At 63.1% G+C, this 22488-nt stretch carries 21 protein-coding genes; 5 read left to right on the forward strand and 16 right to left on the reverse strand.

Annotation, left to right across the window (positions count from 1 at the left end; genetic code table 11):
* Positions 1–72: 72 nt before the first annotated feature.
* The 3 genes from M5G11_RS23580 to M5G11_RS23590 all read right to left on the reverse strand — a co-directional run bounded on the left by M5G11_RS23580 (position 73) and on the right by M5G11_RS23590 (position 4224).
* Entirely contained in the window at positions 73–2409 is a 2337-nt protein-coding gene (locus M5G11_RS23580) for an FdhF/YdeP family oxidoreductase (RefSeq protein WP_273913184.1), read from the reverse strand.
* Positions 2406–3242 carry a formate dehydrogenase accessory sulfurtransferase FdhD gene (gene fdhD / locus M5G11_RS23585; protein ID WP_273913185.1) on the reverse strand — a complete coding sequence of 279 codons (837 nt, stop codon included), beginning with the start codon at positions 3240–3242 and terminating at the stop codon, positions 2406–2408. Before fdhD ends, M5G11_RS23580 begins: the two co-directional genes overlap by 4 nt.
* Positions 3243–3336: 94 nt before the next feature.
* Positions 3337–4224: a LysR family transcriptional regulator gene (locus M5G11_RS23590; RefSeq protein ID WP_273913186.1), complete on the reverse strand. Its 888-nt coding sequence runs from the start codon at positions 4222–4224 to the stop codon at positions 3337–3339.
* 85 nt (positions 4225–4309) lie between these two features.
* On the opposite strand from M5G11_RS23590, the gene lysM reads away from it, so the two are divergent.
* Positions 4310–4750: a peptidoglycan-binding protein LysM gene (gene lysM / locus M5G11_RS23595; protein WP_273913187.1), complete on the forward strand. Its 441-nt coding sequence runs from the start codon at positions 4310–4312 to the stop codon at positions 4748–4750.
* A gap of 3 nt (positions 4751–4753) precedes the next feature.
* Here the strand turns inward: lysM and yrfG are convergent, their stop codons facing one another.
* The gene (yrfG, locus tag M5G11_RS23600; RefSeq protein ID WP_273913188.1) at positions 4754–5416 is read right to left on the reverse strand and encodes a GMP/IMP nucleotidase; all 663 of its coding nucleotides are present in this window, start codon (positions 5414–5416) and stop codon (positions 4754–4756) included.
* An 84-nt stretch (positions 5417–5500) separates the two neighbouring features.
* Here yrfG and nudE point away from each other — a divergent pair, with 84 nt between their 5' ends.
* Positions 5501–6067, forward strand: coding sequence for an ADP compounds hydrolase NudE (gene nudE / locus M5G11_RS23605; protein WP_273913189.1), 567 nt, complete (start codon positions 5501–5503; stop codon positions 6065–6067).
* The gene (gene cysQ / locus M5G11_RS23610; protein ID WP_273913190.1) at positions 6064–6891 is read left to right on the forward strand and encodes a 3'(2'),5'-bisphosphate nucleotidase CysQ; all 828 of its coding nucleotides are present in this window, start codon (positions 6064–6066) and stop codon (positions 6889–6891) included. The genes nudE and cysQ overlap by 4 nt, the downstream gene beginning before the upstream one ends.
* Here cysQ and M5G11_RS23615 read toward each other — a convergent pair.
* From M5G11_RS23615 to M5G11_RS23670, 12 genes are all read right to left on the reverse strand, one after another.
* A complete protein-coding gene (locus M5G11_RS23615) occupies positions 6880–7335 on the reverse strand; it encodes a thioesterase domain-containing protein (RefSeq protein WP_273913191.1) in 456 nt (151 codons plus the stop codon). The genes cysQ and M5G11_RS23615 overlap by 12 nt on opposite strands.
* On the reverse strand, positions 7335–8729 hold the full coding sequence (locus M5G11_RS23620; protein WP_273913192.1) for a sigma-54-dependent transcriptional regulator: 1395 nt from the start codon (positions 8727–8729) through the stop codon (positions 7335–7337). The genes M5G11_RS23615 and M5G11_RS23620 overlap by 1 nt, the downstream gene beginning before the upstream one ends.
* On the reverse strand, positions 8726–10543 hold the full coding sequence (locus tag M5G11_RS23625; RefSeq protein ID WP_273913215.1) for a sensor histidine kinase: 1818 nt from the start codon (positions 10541–10543) through the stop codon (positions 8726–8728). The genes M5G11_RS23620 and M5G11_RS23625 overlap by 4 nt, the downstream gene beginning before the upstream one ends.
* A 36-nt stretch (positions 10544–10579) precedes the next feature.
* Positions 10580–11455 (reverse strand): dTDP-4-dehydrorhamnose reductase, encoded by an 876-nt coding sequence (gene rfbD / locus M5G11_RS23630; protein ID WP_273913193.1) that lies wholly within the window; start codon positions 11453–11455, stop codon positions 10580–10582.
* Positions 11452–11997 carry a dTDP-4-dehydrorhamnose 3,5-epimerase gene (gene rfbC / locus M5G11_RS23635; protein ID WP_273913194.1) on the reverse strand — a complete coding sequence of 182 codons (546 nt, stop codon included), beginning with the start codon at positions 11995–11997 and terminating at the stop codon, positions 11452–11454. Before rfbC ends, rfbD begins: the two co-directional genes overlap by 4 nt.
* On the reverse strand, positions 11994–12869 hold the full coding sequence (rfbA, locus tag M5G11_RS23640) for a glucose-1-phosphate thymidylyltransferase RfbA (protein ID WP_273913195.1): 876 nt from the start codon (positions 12867–12869) through the stop codon (positions 11994–11996). Before rfbA ends, rfbC begins: the two co-directional genes overlap by 4 nt.
* The gene (rfbB, locus tag M5G11_RS23645) at positions 12866–13948 is read right to left on the reverse strand and encodes a dTDP-glucose 4,6-dehydratase (RefSeq protein ID WP_273913196.1); all 1083 of its coding nucleotides are present in this window, start codon (positions 13946–13948) and stop codon (positions 12866–12868) included. Before rfbB ends, rfbA begins: the two co-directional genes overlap by 4 nt.
* A 124-nt stretch (positions 13949–14072) precedes the next feature.
* On the reverse strand, positions 14073–14750 hold the full coding sequence (locus tag M5G11_RS23650) for a metallophosphoesterase family protein (RefSeq protein ID WP_273913197.1): 678 nt from the start codon (positions 14748–14750) through the stop codon (positions 14073–14075).
* Positions 14731–15708 (reverse strand): ATP-grasp domain-containing protein, encoded by a 978-nt coding sequence (locus M5G11_RS23655; protein ID WP_273913198.1) that lies wholly within the window; start codon positions 15706–15708, stop codon positions 14731–14733. Before M5G11_RS23655 ends, M5G11_RS23650 begins: the two co-directional genes overlap by 20 nt.
* On the reverse strand, positions 15705–16556 hold the full coding sequence (locus M5G11_RS23660; RefSeq protein WP_273913199.1) for an NAD-dependent epimerase/dehydratase family protein: 852 nt from the start codon (positions 16554–16556) through the stop codon (positions 15705–15707). The genes M5G11_RS23655 and M5G11_RS23660 overlap by 4 nt, the downstream gene beginning before the upstream one ends.
* Positions 16553–17281 carry a class I SAM-dependent methyltransferase gene (locus tag M5G11_RS23665; protein WP_273913200.1) on the reverse strand — a complete coding sequence of 243 codons (729 nt, stop codon included), beginning with the start codon at positions 17279–17281 and terminating at the stop codon, positions 16553–16555. Before M5G11_RS23665 ends, M5G11_RS23660 begins: the two co-directional genes overlap by 4 nt.
* A gap of 43 nt (positions 17282–17324) precedes the next feature.
* Positions 17325–18014, reverse strand: a complete 690-nt coding sequence (locus M5G11_RS23670; RefSeq protein WP_273913201.1) for a WbqC family protein — start codon at positions 18012–18014, stop codon at positions 17325–17327.
* Between the two features lie 198 nt (positions 18015–18212).
* Between M5G11_RS23670 and M5G11_RS23675 the strand changes: the two genes are divergently transcribed.
* Entirely contained in the window at positions 18213–21113 is a 2901-nt protein-coding gene (locus tag M5G11_RS23675) for an aminotransferase (protein WP_273913202.1), read from the forward strand.
* A 133-nt stretch (positions 21114–21246) separates the two neighbouring features.
* Positions 21247–22356, forward strand: a complete 1110-nt coding sequence (gene aguA, locus M5G11_RS23680) for an agmatine deiminase (protein WP_273913203.1) — start codon at positions 21247–21249, stop codon at positions 22354–22356.
* Positions 22357–22488: the final 132 nt, after the last annotated feature.

Below are 22488 nucleotides of genomic sequence, written 5' to 3' on the forward strand. Positions count from 1 at the left end.
GAACGAGGCCCTGGCAGTGAATGTCAGGGCCTTTTTTGTGCCTGCCGGGCCCTTGTGGGGGCCGGCAGGGCCTCAGAGAATCCGCGCGTTCGCGCTGGCTCGTTCAAGCTTGATCGCGACAAACTTCGACGTCGGGGTATGGCTGCCATCGCCAACGCTTTCCAGCGGCACCAGCGGGTTGACCTCGGGGTAGTACGCTGCCGCCTGACCCGCAGGGATATCAAACGCCAACAAGGTGAAGCCCTTCACCCGCCGCTCGCGCCCGTCGCTCCACAACGAAACGATATCGGCCTTGTCGCCAGGACGGAAGCCCAGGCGCACGATGTCCGCCTCATTGGCGAACAGCACATCGCGCTGGCCCCTCACGCCGCGATAGCGGTCATCCAGCCCATAGATGGTGGTGTTGTACTGATCGTGTGAGCGCATCGACTGCATGATCAGGTCCGGTACCTCGCCGCTGGCGCGTACTCGCTCGTGCAGCAGGTCCTGCGGCAGTTCGTTGGCCTTGAAGTTGGCGCGCCCGCTGGCTGTCTTCCAGTTGCGCTCGGCGGCGCTGTTGCCCAGGTAGAAACCGCCTGGATGCTGCAGCCGCTCATTGAACCGCGCAAACCCCGGAATGGTGTCGGCGATCAGGTCACGCACGCGTGCGTAGTCGGCAACAAGCCAGTTCCAGTCCACCGGCGTGCTGCCCAAGGTCGCGGCAGCGATCCCGGCAATCACCGCCGGCTCCGAACGCATCTGCCGGGACAGTGGCTGCAACTGGCCATTGGAGGCATGCACCATGCTGAACGAGTCTTCCACGGTGACCGCCTGCGGGCCTTCGCCTTGCAGGTCGATGTCGGTACGCCCCAGGCACGGCAGAATCAGTGACTGCTTGCCGTGAACCAGATGGCTGCGGTTGAGCTTGGTGCTGATCTGCACGGTCAGCTCGCAGTTGCGCAAGGCTTGCGCGGTGCGCGTGGTGTCCGGCGTTGCCTGGGCAAAGTTGCCGCCCAGGCCGATGAACACCTTGGCCCGGCCTTCAAGCATGGCGTGGATCGCCTCGACCGTGTTGTGGCCGTTCTCACGCGGCACCTTGAAGCCGAAGCGGCGTTCCAGTGCATCGAGCAGGGCCACCGGCGGCCGCTCGTTGATGCCCATGGTGCGGTCGCCCTGCACGTTGCTGTGGCCGCGCACCGGGCACAAGCCGGCACCCGGCTGGCCGAGGTTGCCGCGCAACAGCATGAGGTTGGCGATCTCCTGGATGGTCGGCACCGAATGCCGGTGCTGGGTAATGCCCATGGCCCAGCACATGATCACCCGCTTGCCCTTGGCGTACATGCGCGCGGCCTGTTCGATCTCGACCAGGGGCAGGCCCGACTGCGCGACGATGTGCTCCCACGCGGTGGCATCCACGGTGGCCAGGTAGTCGTCCACGGCAGCGGTATGTTCGGCGATGAAGGCATGATCGAAAATCGCCTCCTCACCCTTGGTCTGCGCTTCGCGCTCCCACAGCAGGAGGAACTTGGCCATGCCGCGCAGCACGGCCATGTCGCCGCCCAGTGCCGGGCGGAAGTACGCGGTGTTGGTCGGGCGGTCGCCGTTGGTGAGCATTTCGATCGGGTGCTGCGGGTGCTGGAAACGTTCCAGGCCACGTTCTTTCAGCGGGTTGATGCACACCACCTGGGCGCCACGCTTGACCGCTTCACGCAGGGGTTCAAGCATGCGCGGGTGGTTGGTGCCGGGGTTCTGGCCCCAGACGAAAATCGCATCGGCGTGCTCGAAGTCGTCGAAGGTCACGGTGCCCTTGCCGACTCCAACGCTTTGCCCCAACGCCACGCCGCTGGCCTCGTGGCACATGTTCGAGCAGTCCGGGAAGTTGTTGGTGCCGTAGGCGCGCACGAACAACTGGTACAGGTAGGCCGCCTCGTTGCTGGCCCGGCCCGAGGTATAGAACTCGGCCTGGTCAGGGCTGGTCAGGTTGTTCAGGTGCCGGGCGATCAAGGCGAAGGCACTGTCCCAACTGATCGGCTGGTAGCGGTCGTTGACCGGGTTGTAGACCATCGGCTCGGTCAGGCGGCCCTGGTACTCGAGCCAGTAGTCACTTTGTTCGAGCAGCGAGGTGACACTGTGGCGGGCAAAGAAGCTGGCATCCACCCGACGCTTGGTGGCTTCCCAGTTCACTGCCTTGGCGCCGTTCTCGCAGAACTTGACCATGCCGCTTTCCGGCGAGTCGCCCCAGGCACAACCCGGGCAGTCGAAGCCGCCGTTCTGGTTGGTCTTGAGCAACGCACGGATGTTCTTCAGCGCATTGTCGCTGCCGATCCATGCCTGCGCGACGCTGCGCAGTGCACCCCAGCCACCGGCGGCGCCGTGGTACGGCTTGTAACGAGGAACGGGCTTCTGGTCGGCTTGATGATGCAGGCTCACGGACGGTTCTCCCGCGCGGGGCTGTAGACCCTCGGCGCACTGTGCTGCGGCAGATGAATAAGGTTGAGGTTGTGCCGGCGGGCCCATTGCAGGGCCAGCCCGGTGGGTGAGGACAGGCTCACCAGGGTCTGGATGCCGGCGCGCAGGACTTTCTGGATCAGCTCCAGGCTGCAGCGGCTGGTGACGATGGCCAGCCCGCCGGTGATCTCGATGTGCTGGCGCTCGATGGCGCCGATCAGTTTGTCCAGGGCGTTGTGCCGGCCGATGTCTTCACGGCCCAGCAACAGTTCGCCCTGGCAATTCATGAACAGCGCGGCATGCACCGCACCGCAATGCTGGCCCAGGGGCTGGAAGGTGCTGATGCGCTGGCGTAGGCCCTCAAGCCAGTGCACCGGCGGCAACGGCGCGCCGGGCAACACGTCGAGCTCAGGCAACGCCTGTTCCACTGCTTCCACGCCACACAGGCCGCAGCCGCTGGTGCCGGCCAGTTGCCGGCGTTGGTTCTTCAGGTTCCAGAAGGCGCGGCTGGCGATTTCCACCTCGGCGTGCAGGGCCGAGCCGCTGCCGCTGAGCTTGATGTCATAGATTTCGGTGGCTGCGTTGACGATGCCACTGCCGATGCTGAAGCCGACGACGAAGTCTTCCAGGTCCGTGGGGCTGACCAGCATCACGGCCTGGCTGATGCCATTGAAGGCAATCGCCAGCGCAACTTCCTCAGCCAGATCGGTGCTGGCGGGGCTGTTGTCGTCGAGTTGGCAATAGTCGTATCGGACACTGGCCGCGGGCGCAGCCAAAGGGGTGGACGCCACGCAGGCCGGGGGTTTGCTGGTCATGGACGGATTCCGGCAGGCTGCTCAGCCTTAAGCCTAGGCCCACGCCGGGGTGTCGTCTAATCATCAGTGTTGATGTGTTGATAGATGGCGTCGATCAAGACCCACTCAAGGATTGGTGGTATTCGACAAAGCAGGCTTCCGCCAGGGCCGAGCGCGGTGCCGAGCGGCGCATGATCAGCCCCAAGGGCGCCAGGGTGCGCGCTGCTGCAATTGGTTGCAGGCGCAATTGCCCTGTCATGGCCTCGAGCCCGGCTGACAGTGGCATCACTGCGCAGCACAGGCCGCCGTGCACCGCCTGCACCAACTGATGGACGGCATCGGTCTGCAACAGCAGCTGCGGGGTCAGCCCACGGCTGTGGAAATTGTGGTCGATCGACTGGCGAAAATGCATGCCGGCGGTGAGCAGCCCCAGCGGCAGTTCGGTCAGTGCTTCCCAGCTTAGGGGCGCTTCGGCGAAGCTGAAGTGACGTGGGTCATACAACAGCCCCATTTGCGTATCGCCCAGCGGCAGCGCTTCGAAACGCTCGTTGTCCAGGCGCTCAAGATACGAGACGCCCAGGTCCAGCTGGTTGCTGGTCAGCCGTTCGATGATCTGCTCGGAGCTCAGCGCGCTGAGTTCGAAACGCAGGTCCGGGTGCTGGCGGTGCAGGCGTTGCAGCAAGGGCAGCGGATCGAAGCTCGACAGCGGCACCACCCCCAGGCGCAGGGTGCCGGCGAGGTGGCCGCGGCAGGCGGCCGCTTCCGCGTACAAGCCATCGAACGCCGACTGCGCCGAGCGTGCCCAGGCCAGCACGCGCTCGCCCTGGGCGGTGAACCCTTCGAAGCGTTGGCCACGGTTGACCAGGGCCAGGCCCAGCTCCTGCTCCAGGCTGCGCAGGCGCATCGACAGGGTCGGCTGGGTCACGTGGCAGCGCGCCGCGGCTTGCCCGAAATGACGGGTTTCATCCAGGGCGATGAGGAATTTTAGTTGTTTGATGTCCATCGTCGGTCCACGCAGGCGTGCAGGCGAAGCATTCTATCTTGTCCTAGACTCGATGCTCCGGTCATTGATACGTATGGAGCAAGGAATGAGCCTTTTCAGTTTCATCAAAGAAGCAGGCGAGAAAATCATCGACCTGCTGACCCCCGGGAATGCCAATGCCAGCGAGCAGCTCAAAGAGCACGTTGCCAAGGTGGGGCTAGGCAACCCGAATATCCAGACCACGGTCGAGGGTGACAAGGTCACCGTGACGGGTGAAGTGGCAAGCCAGGAAGAGAAAGAAAAAATCCTCCTGGCGCTGGGCAACATTGTTGGTGTGGCGACCGTTGACGATCAGATCACCGTGACCGGCCCGGTCGTGGCGGCGGCGCGTTTCGTGGTGGTGAAGAAGGGCGACACCCTCAGCGCAATTTCCCTGGCGGTGTATGGCAGCGCCAACCAGTACAACAAGATTTTCGAGGCCAACAAGCCGATGCTCAGCCACCCGGACAAGATCTACCCGGGGCAAACACTGCGTATCCCCGAGTAACCCTCACAGCCCTTCGAGCAACGCCCGGTAGTCTTCCTGCGCGGCGAATTCCTCGGTGTCCCGTGGACCTTTGCGGCTGTCGGGCTGGCGCACCGCCAACAGGTGCGCCACGCCGAAGGTCCGCGCACTGCGCAGGATCGCCAGGGTGTCGTCGATGAACAGGCTGCGTGCCGGGTCGAAGGCCGTGTCCTCCTGCAGCGCGCTCCAGAACTGCTGGCTCTCCTTGGGGTAGCCGTAGTCGTGGGAGCTGATCAGCCGCTCGAAGTAAGGCGCCAGTTCAATCCGTTCCAGCTTCAGCGATAGCGAATCGCGGTGCGCATTGGTGATCATGATCACCCGCTTGCCGGCGGCCTTGATCGCTTGCAGGAAGGTGTCGGCGTCTGGTCGCAGGGCGATCAGCTCGGCGGTTTCCAGCTTCAGCTCACGCACCGGCAGCTGCAGTTCGGCACTCCAGAAGTCCAGGCAGTACCAGTTCAGCGAGCCGGCATTGCGCTCGAACAGCGGCTGCAATTCCAGCTCGGCCATGGCCCGGCTGACGCCGTGCAGCTCGGCGTAGCGCTGGGGCAGGTGCTCCAGCCAGAAATGGTTGTCGTAGTGCAGGTCGAGCAGGGTGCCGTCCATGTCCAGCAGAACGGTGTCGATGTCGCGCCAGGCTAAGGAAGGCATGTGAAATATTCTCGTTAAGTCGGGGCGCGGTGGCCGGGCAAGCCACGGTATAGTACCCCGTTACCGCCAAGGAGCCGCCCCCTCATGCGCCAGAAACCAACCGTCCTCAACCGCGAGATCGTCGCCAGTAGCCGCCTGTTTCGCGTCGAAGCCGTGCAGTTGCGTTTCTCCAATGGCATCGAGCGTACCTACGAACGCCTGGTCGGGCGCGGCAATGGCTATGGCGCGGTGATGATCGTGGCGATGCTCGACAGCGAGCATGCGGTGCTGGTCGAGGAATACTGCGGCGGCACCGACGAATATGAGCTGTCCGTGCCCAAGGGGCTGATCGAGCCCGGCGAAGACGTGCTGGCGGCAGCCAACCGCGAACTGAAGGAAGAAGCCGGTTATGGCGCCAGGCAACTGGAGCACCTGACCGAGCTGTCGCTGTCGCCCGGCTACATGAGCCAGAAGATCCAGGTGGTGCTGGCGACTGACCTCTATGAAGAGCGCCTTGAGGGCGATGAGCCCGAGCCGATGCGGGTCGACAAGGTCAACCTGCGCGAGCTCTCGAGCCTGGCCCAGCACCCGCAGTTCTCCGAGGGGCGGGCGCTGGCGGCGCTGTACCTGGTGCGCGACCTGCTGACCCAGCGCGGGGTGTTCGGCGCATGAACGATCTTGAGCTGATGCAGCACGCCGTCACCCTGGCCCGCACGGCAGGTGACGCCATCCTGCCATTCTGGCGCGCCGATGTTGCGGTTACTGCCAAGGCTGATGACTCACCGGTAACCGCCGCCGACCTGGCCGCCCACCGGGTCATTGCCGAGGGGCTGCTGGCGCTGGCGCCGCAGATTCCGGTGCTGTCCGAGGAAGACTGCAATATCCCGCTGAGCGAGCGCCAGGGTTGGCAGCGCTGGTGGCTGGTCGACCCGCTGGACGGGACCAAGGAGTTCATTGCCGGCAGCGAAGAGTTCACCGTGAACATTGCCCTGATCGAGCAGGGCCAGGTGGTCTTCGGCGTAGTGGCGATCCCTACCAATGGCCGTTGCTACTTCGGCGGCAAGGGCCTCGGTGCCTGGCGCTCGGAACTGGGCGGTGAAGCGCAGCCGATCAGCGTGCGCAATGAACCGGCAGCCGGTGAAGCCTTTACCGTCGTTGCCAGCCGTCGGCATTCCAGCCCGCAGCAGGAAGGCTTGCTGGCTGGCTTGAGCGAAGCGCTGGGGGAACTGAAGCTGGCCAATATCGGCAGCTCGTTGAAATTCTGCCTGCTGGCCGAAGGTGCCGCCGACTGCTACCCACGCCTGGCCCCGACTTCGCAGTGGGATACCGCTGCCGCCCAGGGCGTGCTGGAAGGCGCCGGTGGCGAAGTGCTCGGGCTGAATGGCCAGGCCTTCGTCTACCCGCCGCGCGAATCGCTGCTCAATCCGTTCTTCCTGGCCTTGCCGGCCTCGGCCGAGTGGCGCGAAAAACTGCTCAAGCTTGCCTCAGCGATGTAGTACGTACTGCCCGTCGAACTGCACGGCGGGCGCTTCGCTGCCCTCGTTGAACACGTGGGTGCGCAGGGTCAGCCGCGCGCGGCCACGACGCTGGTAGGTCGCCACAAAACGTTCCCAGACTTTTACCTCCGGTGCCTCGCAACTGGCGATGGCCGCGCCGGTGACGGGCAGCGGGTAGCTGATCTGGCCTTCCTGGATGACGATATGCCCATCGTCGATCCCCGCCTCGCGCAAGCGCAGGTGCAGCCAGCCCCAGCCGGCGAGCACGGCGGCGCAGTACAGGCTGCCGCCGAACATGGTGCTCTTGTGGTTGACGTTGGCGGCCAGCGGCAATTGCAGGCGCAGGCGCTGCTGTTGCCAGTCGAGTACGTGCAGGCCCATTTCGCGGGTCAGCGGGATGTCATGGTGCAGTACCGTTTCCAGGTACTGGCTGTCGCTGCTCATCAACGGTTGTCCTCGCTGTCGTCACCGGCGGCAAAGCTCAGGCCATGCTTGCGCAGTTTGTCGTGCAGGGTTTTGCGCGGGATGCCCAGGGCTTCGGCCAGGCTGCGCATGGAGTTGTGCGGGCGACTCAGTTCGGCGGCAATCAACGAGCGCTCGAAGTCCTCGACCTGCTCACTGAGGTTGCCGCTGCCTACTGGCAATCCCTGTGGGCTGGCAGTGCTGCCGGGCTCGCCGTCCAGTGCCAGCTCAAGGCCCAGCGCAAAGCGCTCGGCGACGTTCTGCAATTCGCGCACGTTGCCCGGCCAGTTGTGGCGCAACAGCGTTGCCCGTTGGGCCGGCTGCAAGGTGTGCTGGGTGAGGCCGTGGCGGTTGCTGGCTTCGTCAGCGAAGTGCTGGAACAGCATCAGCACATCGTCGCCACGCTCGCGCAGCGGCGGAATGCGCAGCGGTGCAACGTTGAGGCGGTAATACAGGTCGGCGCGGAAGCGGCCCTGGTCGGCGGCCTGGCGCAGGTCTTCCTTGGTCGCCGCGATAATGCGGATATCCAGCGGGATCAGCTGGTTGCCGCCCAGCCGCTCGACCACTCGTTCCTGCAACAGGCGCAGCAGCTTGACCTGCACATCCAGGCTCATGCTTTCGATTTCATCGAGGAACAGCGTGCCGCCGTTGGCGAATTCGAACTTGCCGATGCGGCGTTTCTGCGCGCCGGTGAAGGCCCCCGGCTCGTGGCCGAACAGCTCGCTCTCGACCACCGATTCGGCCAGCGCGCCGGCGTTGATCGCCACGAACGGCCCTTCGCGACGGCCCGACAGGTCGTGCAGCGCACGCGCCACCACTTCCTTGCCGGCGCCTGTTTCACCGAGGATCAGCACGTCGGCGCGAGTGCCGGCCAGGGCACCGATCTGTTCGCGCAGGCGCTGCATGGCGGCCGAGTGGCCGACCAGGCGGGTGCTCAGTTGCTGGCGATCACTCAAGGCCAGGCGCAGGCTGCGGTTGTCCAGCACCAGGCGGCGCAGGGCCAGCGCGCGGCGTACGCCGTCGAGCAGGGCGTCACTGGCGAAGGGCTTTTCGAGGAAGTCATAGGCCCCGGCGCGCATGGCTTGCACCGCCAGCGGCACATCGCCGTGGCCGGTGATCAGCAGCACCGGCAATTCAGCGTCCAGGGCATGCAACTGTTCGAGCAATTGCAGGCCATCGACGCCGGGCATGCGAATGTCGCTGACCACCACACCGGGCCAGTCGGCTTCGATGCGCCCGGCCAGGCCCTGGGCCTCGCTCAGGGACATCACCTTGAGGCCGGCGAGGTCCAGGGTCTGGCTCAGGGCCTGACGCAGGTGCGGGTCGTCGTCGACCAGGAGCACCTGGGTGCGGCTGTCGATCAGCTCGGTCGTCATGCCGATGAGTCCTCCGAGGTGTGAAAGGTGGTAGCGCCAGTATTGGCCACGCGCAATTGCAGGGTCAGCAGCGCACCGCCTTCGGGGTGGTTGGCCAGCACCAGCTCGCCGCCGAGCGCGCGCATCAAGGTATCGCAGATCGCCAGGCCCAGGCCAAGGCCCTGGGTGCGCGTCTTGGTGGTGAAGAACGGCTCACGGGCGCGGGCCATGGCCTGGCTGGTAAAGCCCGGGCCGTTGTCGCGTATGGTCAGGTAGACGCAGTCATCACGACGCTCGGCACTTATCCACAGTTTGCGCGGGTTGGCTTTTTCGGTCAGTGCATCGAGGGCATTGGCCAGCAGGTTGCCGAGCACCTGGCGCAGGCGGGTTTCCCCGGCTTGCACCCACAAGGTGGCCTCTGGCAGGTCACGCACCAGTTCCACGGCCATGGCCCGGCGACGCTTGGCCAGCAGGGCCAGGGCATCGTCCAGCGCCGGTTGCAGGGCCACGCTTTCCGGGGCATGGCGGTCGCGCCGGGCGAAGGCGCGCAGGTGGGCGATGATCGAGGCCATGCGCCCGGTCAGCTCGCTGATCAGCTTGAGGTTGCTGCGGGCGTCGTCGGTGCGTTGGTGGTCGAGGAGGATCTCGGCGTTCTCGGCATAGCTGCGGATCGCCGCCAGGGGTTGGTTCAGCTCATGGCTGATGCTCGCCGACATGGTGCCGAGCACCGACAGCTTGCCTGCCTGGACCAGCTCGTCCTGGGCGCGGGCGGCCTCCTGCTGGGCGTGCTCGCGTTCCAGCACTTCGGTTTTCAGGCGGCTGTTGAGGCCTTCGAGGTCGGCGGTCCGTTCGATAACGCGTTTTTCCAACTCTTGGCGGGCACGTGCTTCGAAGTCGATGCGGTCCATGTAGTTGCGCCGGCGCTGCATCATCAGGCCCAGCAACAACATGAGCACCAGCAAGGTGGCCCCGCCAATCGCCAGCACGGTGCTGACGGAGCGGTCGATCAATGCGCGTGGCGCAAGGATGCTTACTTGCCAGCCGGTTTCGGTAATGGCCCGGGTCTGGATCAGCCAGGCATCGGTATTCAAGCTGATCGGCTGCGGATTTTGCGTCGGGTAGGGCTGGATCGCGGCAATCGCTTCGCGTTCCTGGTAGCTCAGCGGGCGCGTGGCGCGGAAGCGCCAGTCGGGCCGTGAGGTGAGGATCACCACGCCGTTGTGGTCGGTCAGCAGCAGTTGTTCCGGGGTTTTGCCCCAGAGCGTTTCGGTGTGGTCCAGGTCGACCTTGACCACCAGCGCGCCGATGATCCGCTCACCGTCACGCACGGCGCCGGCAAAGAAGTAGCCGCGTTTGGCAGAGGTGGTGCCCTGGCCGAAGAAGCGCCCCAGGTGCCCGGCAATCGCTTGGCTGAAGTAGGGGCGGAAGGCGAAGTTGCGCCCGACGAAGCTGTCTTTCTTGTCCCAGTTCGACGCCGCCAGGGTGTTGCCGTTGCTGTCCATCAGGTACATCACTTCAGCCCCGGTCTGGGTGGCGATGTCCTTGAGCAGGCGGTTGGCGTTGGTCAGGGTTTCCAGGCGCAGCGGGTCGGCCAGCACGGCGCGCAGGGCCGGCAGGTCGCCGAGGATCTGCGGCAGGGTTTCATAGCGGTGCAGGGTACCCAGCAGGTTGGCGACGTACAGGTCGAGGGTCTGGCGGTTCTGGCCTGCCAGCTCATCCTGATAGTAGTGCTCGGCCAGGCGTTGCAGCGGCCACAGCAGCGGCGCCAGGCACAACGCGAGTATCGCCAGGCTGCGCCAGCGTGGCCGGCGGGGAAGGGTCGGGGTCATGGTCATCGCAACAAGCGCCAGAAAGATCTGGCGCATTATGCGCTACTTCAGGCAGTCGATCAGCGCCTGCTGCCAGTGCGCCTGGCTGACCTGCCACTGACGTTGCAGGCGGCTGCAATCGAGCCGCGAGTTCAGCGGGCGTTGCGCCGGCGTCGGGTACTCGCTGGACGGGATCGGCAGCAGCTCTGCACAGGGCAAGCCTGCGCGCTGGAGCTGCTCGCCAATCGCCTGGGCAAAGCCGAACCAGGAGGTTTCGCCTTGCGCGGTCAAATGGTAGGTGCCCCAGGCGCCGGCTTGGCCAGCCTGCCAGCGCTCGATCAAGGCGCGGGTGCTCTGGGCGATGGTGCCGGCCCAGGTGGGTGCACCGATCTGGTCGGCGACCACGCGCAACTGCGGTTTTTCTTGCAGCAGGCGCTGCATGGTCAAGAGGAAGTTGCGCCCGGTGCGCGAGTAGACCCAGCTGGTGCGCAGGATCAGGTGCTCGCCACCCACGGCGGCAATCGCCTGCTCCCCGGCCAGTTTGCTGCGCCCGTACACGCCCAGCGGGTTCGGCGCGTCGTCTTCGCTGTAAGGCGCTGCCTTGCGGCCGTCGAACACATAGTCGGTGGAGTAGTGAATCAGGGGGATGCCGAGGCGGGCGGCTTCTTCGGCGAAGATGCCGGGTGCCTGGGCATTGATCGCGAAGGCCAGCGCCGGCTCGCTTTCGGCCTGATCGACCGCCGTGTGCGCGGCGGCGTTGATGATCAGGTCCGGTCGGCTGGCGCGCACGTGCTCGCGAATGCGTTCCGGGTGGGCGAGGTCGAGCTGGTCGCTGCCTAGAACGTGCAATTGGCCAACGTCCGCCAGCTGTGCTTGCAAGGCTTTCGACACCTGGCCGTGTTGGCCGATGACGAGAACCCTTGGCAGGACGCTGCTCATGAGAACAGTTCAGCGTCGTTGAATGGCCTTCCAAGCTGGTCTTTGGCTGACAGCAACGGCTCGACTTCGAGCTGCCAGTCGATGGCCAGCGTCGGGTCATCCCAACGAATACAGCGCTCGGCGCTGGGCTCGTAGTAATCGGTGGTTTTGTAGATGAATTCGGCGAACTCGCTCAGCACCACAAACCCATGGGCAAAGCCCTCTGGAATCCAGAGCTGGCGATTGTTCTGCGCAGACAGGCGGATACCGAACCATTGACCAAAGGTCGGCGAGCTGCGGCGAAGGTCGACAGAGATGTCGAGCACTTCGCCTGCGGTCACCCGCACCAGCTTGCCTTGTGGGTGGCTCAGTTGGTAATGAAGACCACGCAGCACACCTTTCTGTGAGCGTGAGTGGTTATCTTGGACGAAGTTGGCCTGTACGCCTGTCGCTTCGGCAAAGCGGCGTGCATTGAAGCTTTCGTAAAAAAAACCACGCTCATCACCGAACACTTTTGGTTCGATGATCAGTACGCCGGCGAGTGTGCTGGTGGTTACGTTCATCGTGTTTGGCTCATCAACCCAAAGAGGTACTGACCGTAACCGGTTTTTCCAAGCGCTTCGGCGCGCTTGGTCAAGAGTTCTTCGTCGATCCAGCCTTGCTGGAACGCAATTTCCTCGAGGCAGGCCACTTTCAGACCTTGGCGGTGCTCAATGGTCTGAACGTACTGTGACGCTTCCAGCAGGCTGTCATGCGTGCCGGTATCCAGCCAAGCGAAGCCTCGCCCGAGTCGTTCGACACGAAGATCACCGCGCTTGAGATAGGCGTTGTTGATATCGGTGATTTCCAGTTCACCACGGGGTGACGGCTTGACCGCCTTGGCGATGCTCACCACATCGTTGTCATAGAAGTACAGACCGGTAACCGCGTAGCTGGACTTCGGTACGGCGGGCTTCTCTTCGATCGACAGCGCGCGACCTTCGGCGTCGTACTCAACGACACCAAAGCGTTCCGGGTCTTTGACCCAGTAGCCGAATACCGTTGCGCCACTAGCGTGCTGTGCGGCTTTGATCAACTGCGGGGTGAAACCCTGGCCGTGGAAAATATTGTCGCCCAGTACCAGGCAAACCGAGTCGTTGCCAATGAACTCCTCACCGATAAGGAACGCTTGGGCCAAACCGTCCGGAGACGGTTGCTCGGCATAGCTGATTTCGATACCAAACAAGGAACCATCGCCGAGCAACTGACGATAGTGTGGGAGATCCTGAGGGGTCGAAATCAGCAAGATCTCACGAATGCCTGCCAGCATCAGCACCGAGATCGGGTAGTAGATCATCGGTTTGTCGTAGATCGGCAGGAGCTGCTTGGAAACCCCCAGGGTGATGGGGTGCAGGCGAGTGCCGGAGCCGCCCGCCAGGACGATACCTTTTGTCATGCAATCATATCCTTGAAGTCAGTGGCGCCCAGGCGCTGCCCTTGGTAGCTGCCGTCTTGTACGTGCTGGCACCATTCCAGATTGTCCAGATACCACTGAACGGTTTTGCGCAGACCGGTTTCGAAGGTTTCCTCGGGAACCCAGCCCAGTTCTTTTTCGATCTTGCTCGCGTCGATGGCATAACGTTGATCGTGCCCGGGGCGGTCCTGAACGAAGGTGATCAGGTCAGCATAGTTCGTGATGCCGGCTGGACGCTGTGGCGCCAGCTCTTCGAGCAGGGCACAGATACCGCGCACGACATCGATGTTCTTCTGCTCGTTGTGGCCACCGATATTGTAGGTTTCACCGACCTTGCCTTCGCTAACGACCTTGAACAAGGCACGGGCATGGTCTTCCACGAACAACCAGTCACGCACTTGCAAACCGTTGCCGTAAACCGGAAGTGGCTTGCCGGCCAGTGCATTGAGAATCACCAGCGGGATCAGTTTTTCCGGGAAGTGGAATGGCCCGTAGTTGTTCGAGCAGTTGGTCAGCAGTACCGGCAGACCGTAGGTGCGTTGCCAGGCGCGAACCAGGTGGTCCGAAGCGGCCTTGCTGGCCGAATAAGGCGAGCTTGGCGCATAGGGCGTGGTCTCGGTGAACAGGTCATCGACACCGTGCAGGTCGCCGTACACTTCGTCGGTCGAGATGTGATGGAAGCGGAACGCTTCTTTTTCGGCGGCTGGCAGCTTGCTCCAATAGGCGCGAGTGGCCTCCAGCAGGCTGTAGGTGCCGACGATGTTGGTCTGGATGAAGTCTGATGGACCATCAATGGAGCGGTCGACATGCGACTCTGCCGCCAGGTGCATGATCGCATGCGGCTGGAAGCGTTCTAGTACGGCGCTGACAGCCACCTGGTCGACGATATCGGCCTGGACGAACTCGTAGCGGGTATCGGTCGCGATGCTGGCCAGCGACTCAAGGTTACCGGCATAGGTCAGTTTGTCGAGGTTGAGCACTTCATGTTCGGTGTTGCGAATAAGGTGACGCACCAGCGCCGAGCCGATGAACCCGGCTCCGCCGGTGATAAGAATGCGCATGTCATATGGCCTTTGAGGCAGCGGGTAGTGATCAGATGGCCCATAGTTTGTGGTCAGGAGCCAGCGAGTGCAAGCGTGATGCATGGGGTGGCAAGCCTCGGCTACCACTGGTCGGGATTGGCGCTCAGTACGTACTGATTCTCCCGCCGATCTGGGCTCCCAACGGTAGGTTGTCCGAGAAATACGCCGTGAAGCCCGCCTGGTTCATTGCCGCCTGCACGCGCTCGATATCGTAGGCGATCCGGTGCAGGGTGAAGTGCTCACCGTCCCAGGTCGCGAAGGCGGCGCGGGGGTCGCCGTCGCGCGGTTGGCCGACCGACCCCGGGTTGCAGTAGGTCTTCCCCTGGCCTTCCCAGATGACCGGTACATGGGTATGCCCGGAGGCAAAGTGAGTACCTGGCAGTGCCGCGAAGTACTCATCGCTCGGTCGCAGGTACTCCTCGATGGGGTCGTTCCAGCCGCCATGAACCATCTCGATGCCGTGTTGGCTGGCGCGCGCAGGCAACGACGCCAACCACGCGGCATTGGTCGGGGAAATGGTGCCCTTCTGGTAGTCCAGGCAGGCATTGGCGCTGTTGGAACGTGGGCACGGCGTGTTGCTCGACAGGTACCAGTCATGGTTGCCCATGAGGCTGAAGATGTTGCGCTCGCGCAGCGCATCACAGCACTCGTTGATCTGGCAGTAGTAGCCGGCCGTGTCACCCAGGCAGATGACCTGCGAGACGTTCAGTTCATCCAGGCGCTCAAGCACGGCCGACAGGGCACTGTAGTTGCCGTGGATATCAGAAATGATCCCGATCATAGACCACATGCTCCTCTATGTAGCGCACGGCAAAGCCAGGGCGAATCTGCGGTTCAGCAGGCTGCTTGTGCTCCAGGAAGAACTCCAGGCACATGGCCGCTTCGTTGAAGCCGAAGGCGCGGCGCATGGAACTGGTCGATGAGATTCGCGGGTTGATCTCCAGCAGTTTCCAGCTGCCATCCGCTGCCCGGCGGAACTGCAGGTTGGTCGGGCCGACAGGCTTGAAGTGCCGGCACAAGCGGGCCACGGTCTGGTCCAGCGTGGCGTCCTGGCGTACCCAGGCCTTTGCCGTGGAGCCGTCTGCGGCGAGCCGGCGTTGCAGGGTGATCGAGCCGAAGCTTGCGCCCAGCCCATCGCCGAACACCGCGACGGTGTATTCCTGCTCGGCGTTGCCGATGATCGGTTGCGCCATCAGCACCTCGCCGAGCAGGTGGGCGTGGGGCTCGAAGTCGCTCTGGCTTTCGACCCAGACCAGCCCTTTGGAGGCATAGCTGCGCCGTGGCTTGAGCAGGAATGGCAGGCCCAGCGCAGCCGTCAGGCTCTCGAAGCTGCCGGACAGGTAACTGGGAATCCGGCAGGGCTCGTCCAGCGCGGCCAGCGCCTGGTCCATGGCCCACTTGTCGCGGGACAGGTCGATCAAGGCGCGGCAGTTGAGCACGGCGTTGCAGCCGATCTGCTCAAGCAACTCGCGGTGGTCCGACAACCAGTGCAGGTCCTGCTCGATCCCCGGGATCAGCAGGTCGACCTGATGGGTCTTGACCACCTGCGCAAGCCAGGCAGGGTATTCGGCACTGGAGGTGAGCGGTGCCTGCTCGAACACATCGCACCAGGCGCGGCCGGCGGCGTCGTTGTAGATGTCGGTGCCGAGCAGGACGATATCGGGCGCGCTCGCGCGCAGCGACTTCAGCAGCCCATAGCCCATGATCGCGCCCACGCCGGTAACCATGACCGTTTTCATTTGCCCAGCTCCCGCTGCTGTCTGATCAATGCGAAACCTTCATTCATGTCGATGCGTGGCCAATAGCCAATGGACGCATAAAAAGCGTTATCGGGGCTCTGCGCTGGAATATCCGGAATATCGGCTTTATCACTCAGGAAACGCAGCGTGCCCGTTTGCGAAAAGGCCGCAAAGGCCGCCTGGGCTATTTCAGACAACCGTGGGCTTTGCGGGTGCACACAGCTGAACAGGCCTGTAGTGCGCTGTTGCGCGACGCGGGTGCAGATGGCCGTGAGGTCGTCCAGGTGCAGGTAATTGCGTCGGGCATCGTTGTTGCCATAAAACGTGATGGCGTTGCCAGCCTGGGCATCATCGGCGATGCGGTAGAGCAGCGGTTGATGCGCACGGCAGGCGCCTTGCGCGTCGTAGACCTGGCTGGGGCGCAGGATGGTCAGGTCGATGGCGTGTTGCGCGCAGAACAGGCTGGCCACTTCTTCGGCATGCCGCTTGGAGAGTGAATAGATGCTGAAGTAATGATCCTGCGGGGTATGGCTGGCCCAAATGGACGACAGCAGGATCACCTGTCGGGCTGAGCATTGTTGTGCCAGCCGGCAGGCTGCCAGGGTACCGACCGAATTGACCAACTCGGCACGAATGAGGTCATCGGCCGTAGTGCCGCCGAAGTCGGCCGCCGCCAGTACCACCACATCGAACGATTCGCTGACGGCTACGGGGCTGTCCCACTGGCTAAGATCGAAAAAGATGTCAGCGTCCCGGCGCCCGGCGGTCTTGACCTCACCCAGCGCGCAAAACGCGTTGGCCAAGGCGGTGCCGATGACGGACGTGGAGCCGATGACCAGGGTTTTCATGCGTCAGCCACTTGCGCTTCAAACATCATTGCGCAGCTGAGTTCCGGGTAGTCGATACCCACGGTGCACATGGCCCGGGTGATGTCCTCGTTCAACTCGAGCTGCTGCAGTTGGCCGGTGGTGAATGGCTTGAGGAACAACCCTTCCTTGCGCACGACCTTGTACCCGGCGTCGTTGAGTTCCTGGGTCAGGCTTGCACAGGAGTAGGCACGCTGATGGCCCAGTTCCAGGTCGCCCTGGCCCAGGTTCATCATGTTGTCCAACAGGCCTGCGGCGTGCCCGAAGCGTCGGTGCAGGGACTCGCCATTGGGCACCAGCACGAAACAGCGGCCACCCGGGGCGAGGAATTGCTTGAAGCGTTGCAGCACAACCTGCGGGTCTTCAACGTGCTCGAGAATGAAGCCCATGACGATCAGGTCGAATTTGCTGTCGCTGGTGAAGTGCTCGAAATAGCGCTCGACAATCTCTGCCTTGCTGGTGGGGTATTGCGTTTGGAACTGCTGGATCACTGACGCAGAACCGTCAATCACCACATGCCGGGAAAAGTACTGGGAAAAACGGTTGGTGGAAAAACCGTGGCCAATACCCAGCTCCAGTAGCGATGCCGAGGCGTCGCACAACGTCATGATGCGCTGGGGGTACCAGTTGAGCATGATGTTGTTGTCAAAGGCGAACGTGAAGTTGTCGCCGTACGCTGCAATGTAAGTGTCGAGGTTGTTGCTCATGCTTGCACCTGTAGGCGACGCGAATAGGGGGAGTGGGCGTGGTTCATCGGCTTACGAACTTCATGAACTGCGCTGCCTGTTTACCGCAATTGAACAGCAGGTCGAGCATCGTCACGCCGTGTTCGAATGCGCCCCACTGCTGGGGATAGTGCGGGTATCCGGAATAATCGAACCAGGTGAGTGTGATTGCACTGTCCTGGAACAGTTTTTCATCGATGTAGTCTTTAGCGGCAGGACCGGAAATATATTCAGTGCCACCTGCCTGCTGGCACAGGTCAATCAGACGTTCGGTCTTGCCATCGCCCAGGGCGTAGTCCCAGGAGCAGGAAATTTTCGTCGGGATGTCGAGGTATTGGCAGATCGCAGTGATGAACCGGCGATTGAGCTCGCTCAGGTTGTTGTGCTGCTGCTCGAGGTACAGGGGCGCCAGCCACTGGGCCACTTCGTGGAAGCACGGGGCCTTGGCATAGTTGGCTTGCAGGCTCTTCCAGTGCTTGGCCTGCCAGTTGCCCGGGGCCAGTTCAACTTCGCGGATGCGCCGGTTGATGGCCTGCCCGGTGGGCACGGTCAGCCACTCAAGGCCGTTGGGGGTCTTGATCTTGTTTCTGTTTCGCCAATCGTTCTTGGTGTATTGCATGTCGTCGTAGAGGATGAACTCGTCAACGGCAGCAATCATGTCGAAATACCCTTTCCAGGGGATGTAGTTCGATTGGAGGATGGCAACCTTCTTCAAGCGGCATTCCCTGTGTTCACGCGTGGCGTGCATTGAGCATGGGCTGAAGTCGCCCGTCATGCAGCGGCCGCTTCGCCTTCAGCGATTTCGAATTTGACGGTGGGTCAGAATACGGTCAATCCCTTCCTTTCGTCACGTCCCCTTGCTTATCGGCAGCAGCGGTGGCGATATAAGCGACAAAAAAACGAGGCTCGCTCCATGTCGCTGCACACCCTGATCCATCGCTCCGGTCTGCCTAGCCCCGACGTCAACGAAATGCAGGCGTTGCAACTGCTTGAGCAACACTACGGCCTGAGCGGCCCGCTCCAGGCGTTGGGCAGCCAGCAGGACCTGAACTTTCGTGTCGACAGTGCGCAAGGGCGTTTCGTGTTGAAGATCTGCCACGGCGACTATGCCGTGCAGGAGCTTGAAGCCCAGCATGCCGCCCTGGGTTTCCTGCGTGAGCAGGGCGTGCAGGTACCGGCGGTGCGCCCGTCGGTGTCCGGCGAGCAGTTGCTGGCGCTGACACTCAATGGCCAGCCGGTGCGGGCGCGGGTACTCGACTATATTGACGGCCAGACCCTGACCCGGCTCAAGCACATGGAGCCGCGCCTGATGGCTGAACTCGGCGCGTTGTGCGCGCGGGTCGACCAGGCACTGGCCGGCTTCACTCATGCCGGGTTGCAACGCACCCTGCAATGGGACCCGCGCCATGCCCAGGCAATTATTGCGCACCTGCTGCCAGTGCTCGCTGAAGGTTCGCGCAAGGCCCGCGTCGAGGCCGCTGCCGCACAGGCGCAGCAGCATCTGGCGCCACTGCTTGAGCACTTGCCGATGCAAGCGGTGCACCTCGATATCACCGATGACAATGCGGTCTGGCAGCGTGATGCACAGCGCGAGTGGCAGTTGCAGGGGGTGATCGATTTTGGTGATCTGGTGCACACCTGGCGCATCGCCGAACTCTCGGTGACCTGCGCGGCACTGCTGCACCATGCCGAGGGCGACCCGCTGCGGATTCTGCCGGCGGTGGCCGCCTACCATGCGCTTAACCCCCTGGCCGCTGCCGAACTCAAGGCGCTTTGGCCGATGATCGTGGCGCGCGCAGCAGTGTTGGTGCTCAGTGGTGAGCAGCAGGTTAGCGTCGATCCGGGCAACACCTACAGCCGTGACAACCTGGCCCATGAGTGGGAAATATTCGACGTTGCGACGAGCGTTCCGTCTGCCTTGATGGAGGCTGCTTTCCTGCAAGTCGCCGGTCAGCAGCCTGAGCAGCCGGACCTGTTCGCTATGCAGCCCTTGCTGCCGGCGCTACAAGGCCAGTCGGTTGCCCGCGTCGATCTCGGCGTGCTCAGCGAGCACTTCACTGCTGGTAACTGGGAGACGCCCGGTGTCGATCAGCGTTTGCTGGGTGAGCAAGGCACCCCGGCGTGTTCGCTGTACGGCCAGTTCCGCCTCTCGCAAACCCATATCGACAACCCGCAAGAGCCGCGTACCTGTGCCCTGCATGTCGAGCTGGGCCTGCCGGCGGGGGCTGAAGTAGCGGTGCCGTTCGCCGGCACCTGGCACCAGGCGGAAGCGGGTACGGGCTGCCTGCAAGGCACCGGCACCAGCCTGTGGTTGAGTGGGCTGAGTGAGGTGCCGAGTGATGGTCAGTCGCTTGAACCAGGCCAATCATTGGGCAAGGGCGCTGAGTTGTTGACGGTGCAACTGTGCAACGTTGCCGGCCTGCGCCCGCCGCTGTTCGCCGCACCTTCGCAGGCACGCGCCTGGCAGGCCGTATGCCCTTCGCCCAAGGCGCTGCTGGGCTTTGATTGCGACGCCGAACCGCTGGCAGATCCCCTGGCCTTGCTGGAGCGGCGTGACGCCAGTTTTGCCCGCTCGCAAAAGCACTATTACCAGCAGCCACCGCAGATCGAGCGTGGCTGGCGCAATTACCTGATCGACCTGCAAGGTCGCTCCTACCTCGACATGCTCAACAACGTCGCCGTGCTGGGCCATGGTCATCCGCGCATGGTGGCCGAGTCGGCCAAGCAGTGGGCGTTGCTCAACACCAACTCGCGCTTCCACTATGCGGCCATCGCCGAGTTCTCCGAGCGCTTGCTGGCGCTGGCGCCGGAGGGCATGGACCGGGTGTTCCTGGTCAACAGCGGCACCGAAGCCAACGACCTGGCGATCCGCCTGGCCTGGGCGGCCAGTGGCGGGCGCGACATGCTCAGCGTGCTGGAGGCGTATCACGGCTGGTCGGTGGCGACCGACGCGATTTCCACCTCCATTGCCGACAACCCGCAAGCACTCAGCACGCGGCCGGAATGGGTGCACCCGGTGACCGCGCCGAACACCTATCGTGGTGTATTCCGTGGCGCCGACAGCACCGCCGACTACCTGCGCAATGTCGATGAAACCCTGGCCCGGCTGGATGCTGAAGGGCGTCAGGTTGCGGGCTTTATCTGCGAGCCGGTGTACGGCAACGCCGGGGGTATTGCGCTGCCGCCCGGCTATCTGCAACAGGTGTATGGCAAGGTCCGCGCGCGTGGCGGGGTGTGTATCGCCGACGAGGTGCAAGTCGGTTACGGGCGCCTTGGCGAGTACTTCTGGGGCTTCGAGGAGCAGGGTGTGGTGCCGGACATCATCGCCATGGCCAAGGGCATGGGCAACGGTCACCCGCTGGGTGCGGTGATTACTACCCGCAGGATCGCCGAGGCACTGGAGGCGCAGGGGTATTTCTTCTCCTCGGCGGGCGGCAGCCCGGTCAGTTGCCGGATCGGTATCGCGGTGCTTGATGTGATGGCTGAAGAAGGCTTGTGGGACAACGCCCGCACCGTGGGCGGACACTTCAAGGCACGCTTGCAGGGGTTGGTCGATAAACATCCGCTGGCGGGCGCGGTGCATGGTTCCGGCTTCTACCTGGGGCTGGAGCTGGTGCGTGACCCGCTGACCCTGGAGCCCGCTACCGAAGAGACGGCCACCCTGTGCAATCGCCTGCGTGAGCTGGGCATCTTCATGCAACCGACCGGGGACTACCTGAACATTCTCAAGATCAAGCCGCCGATGTGCACCACGCGGGAGAGCGTGGATTACTTTGTCGACATGGTGGACAGGGTGTTGTCGGAAGATCTTTGATTTCACAGGTTTAATCGATTGTTATCGGTATTCACTGTGAATTTATGAATCTGTATTTTGTTTAATGGCTTCCTTAGCCGATTTATATCGGCTATAAAGTCCACTTTCACACATTCCTCATCCAGGTCCGCCTATGAAAACCCTGACCTCTACCCCACGCGCCGATGGCTTCCACATGCCTGCCGAGTGGGCACCGCAAACCCAGATCTGGATGGTCTGGCCCGAGCGTCCGGACAACTGGCGCCTGGGTGGCAAGCCTGCGCAAGCGGCGCACGTGGCCGTGGCCAAGGCCATCGCACGTTTCGAGCCCGTCACCGTGGGCGTTTCTGCCGGCCAGTACGAGCATGCCTGCGCCCGCCTGGCGGACACGCCGAACATCCGCGTGGTAGAGATCAGCAACGACGATGCCTGGGTGCGCGATACCGGCCCGACCTTCGTCATCAACGATGCCGGCGACGTTCGTGGCGTGCACTGGGGCTTCAACTCCTGGGGTGGTTTCGAGGGCGGCCTGTATTCGCCGTGGAACCGTGACGAGCAAGTCGCCAGCAAGGTGCTGGAGATGGAGCGCCTGCCACGCTATCGCACCGAGGGCTTCGTGCTCGAAGGCGGCTCGATCCACGTCGACGGCGAAGGCACCCTGATCACTACCGAAGAGTGCCTGCTCAACCACAACCGCAACCCGCACCTGAACCGTGAACAGATCGAGGCGATCCTGCGCGATCACCTGGCGGTCGAGACCATCGTCTGGCTGCCGGACGGCCTGTACAACGACGAAACCGACGGGCACGTCGACAACTTCTGCTGTTACGTGCGCCCAGGTGAAGTGTTACTGGCCTGGACGGATGATTCCAACGACCCCAACTATGCACGCTGCCGTGCGGCCATGGCCGTGCTGGAACGCCAGCGCGATGCCAAGGGGCGCACGTTTGTCGTGCACAAAATGCCGATCCCGGGCCCGCTGTACGCGACCGAAGAAGAGTGCGCCGGTGTCGATCCGGTGGCTGGCACTCAGGAGCGCAACCCGTCGGTGCGCCTGGCCGGTTCCTACGTGAACTTCCTCATCGTCAACGGCGCGATCATCGCACCGAGCTTCGATGACCCGGCAGATGCGCCAGCTAGAGCGATCCTGGCGCAATTGTTCCCGGGCCACGAAGTGGTCATGGTGCCAGGGCGCGAGTTGTTGCTCGGCGGCGGCAACATCCACTGCCTGACCCAGCAGCAACCGGCGCCGGTAAAACGCTGATTCTGCAAAAGAAAAAAGCCCGTCGTGTGACGGGCTTTTTTTGCCTGGGCGACAACCGGCGCCCTGGCTGGCACATGTCTTGTATTGATTCGCATTGTATTTCAAACAGATAGGGCGCCATGTCCTGTCATA

Origin of the sequence: Pseudomonas fontis, from assembly GCF_028656955.1 — a bacterium.
Classification (GTDB): Bacteria; Pseudomonadota; Gammaproteobacteria; order Pseudomonadales; family Pseudomonadaceae; genus Aquipseudomonas; species Aquipseudomonas fontis.

Bases quoted from the DNA above. Each gene is read 5' to 3' on its own strand.
- fdhD (WP_273913185.1), bottom strand. From the start codon at position 3,242: ATGACCAGCAAACCCCCGGCCTGCGTGGCGTCCACCCCTTTGGCTGCG.
- M5G11_RS23590 (WP_273913186.1), bottom strand. From the start codon at position 4,224: ATGGACATCAAACAACTAAAATTCCTCATCGCCCTGGATGAAACCCGT.
- lysM (WP_273913187.1), top strand. From the start codon at position 4,310: ATGAGCCTTTTCAGTTTCATCAAAGAAGCAGGCGAGAAAATCATCGAC.
- yrfG (WP_273913188.1), bottom strand. From the start codon at position 5,416: ATGCCTTCCTTAGCCTGGCGCGACATCGACACCGTTCTGCTGGACATG.
- nudE (WP_273913189.1), top strand. From the start codon at position 5,501: ATGCGCCAGAAACCAACCGTCCTCAACCGCGAGATCGTCGCCAGTAGC.
- cysQ (WP_273913190.1), top strand. From the start codon at position 6,064: ATGAACGATCTTGAGCTGATGCAGCACGCCGTCACCCTGGCCCGCACG.
- M5G11_RS23615 (WP_273913191.1), bottom strand. From the start codon at position 7,335: ATGAGCAGCGACAGCCAGTACCTGGAAACGGTACTGCACCATGACATC.
- M5G11_RS23620 (WP_273913192.1), bottom strand. From the start codon at position 8,729: ATGACGACCGAGCTGATCGACAGCCGCACCCAGGTGCTCCTGGTCGAC.
- M5G11_RS23625 (WP_273913215.1), bottom strand. From the start codon at position 10,543: ATGACCATGACCCCGACCCTTCCCCGCCGGCCACGCTGGCGCAGCCTG.
- rfbD (WP_273913193.1), bottom strand. From the start codon at position 11,455: ATGAGCAGCGTCCTGCCAAGGGTTCTCGTCATCGGCCAACACGGCCAG.
- rfbC (WP_273913194.1), bottom strand. From the start codon at position 11,997: ATGAACGTAACCACCAGCACACTCGCCGGCGTACTGATCATCGAACCA.
- rfbA (WP_273913195.1), bottom strand. From the start codon at position 12,869: ATGACAAAAGGTATCGTCCTGGCGGGCGGCTCCGGCACTCGCCTGCAC.
- rfbB (WP_273913196.1), bottom strand. From the start codon at position 13,948: ATGCGCATTCTTATCACCGGCGGAGCCGGGTTCATCGGCTCGGCGCTG.
- M5G11_RS23650 (WP_273913197.1), bottom strand. From the start codon at position 14,750: ATGATCGGGATCATTTCTGATATCCACGGCAACTACAGTGCCCTGTCG.
- M5G11_RS23655 (WP_273913198.1), bottom strand. From the start codon at position 15,708: ATGAAAACGGTCATGGTTACCGGCGTGGGCGCGATCATGGGCTATGGG.
- M5G11_RS23660 (WP_273913199.1), bottom strand. From the start codon at position 16,556: ATGAAAACCCTGGTCATCGGCTCCACGTCCGTCATCGGCACCGCCTTG.
- M5G11_RS23665 (WP_273913200.1), bottom strand. From the start codon at position 17,281: ATGAGCAACAACCTCGACACTTACATTGCAGCGTACGGCGACAACTTC.
- M5G11_RS23675 (WP_273913202.1), top strand. From the start codon at position 18,213: ATGTCGCTGCACACCCTGATCCATCGCTCCGGTCTGCCTAGCCCCGAC.
- aguA (WP_273913203.1), top strand. From the start codon at position 21,247: ATGAAAACCCTGACCTCTACCCCACGCGCCGATGGCTTCCACATGCCT.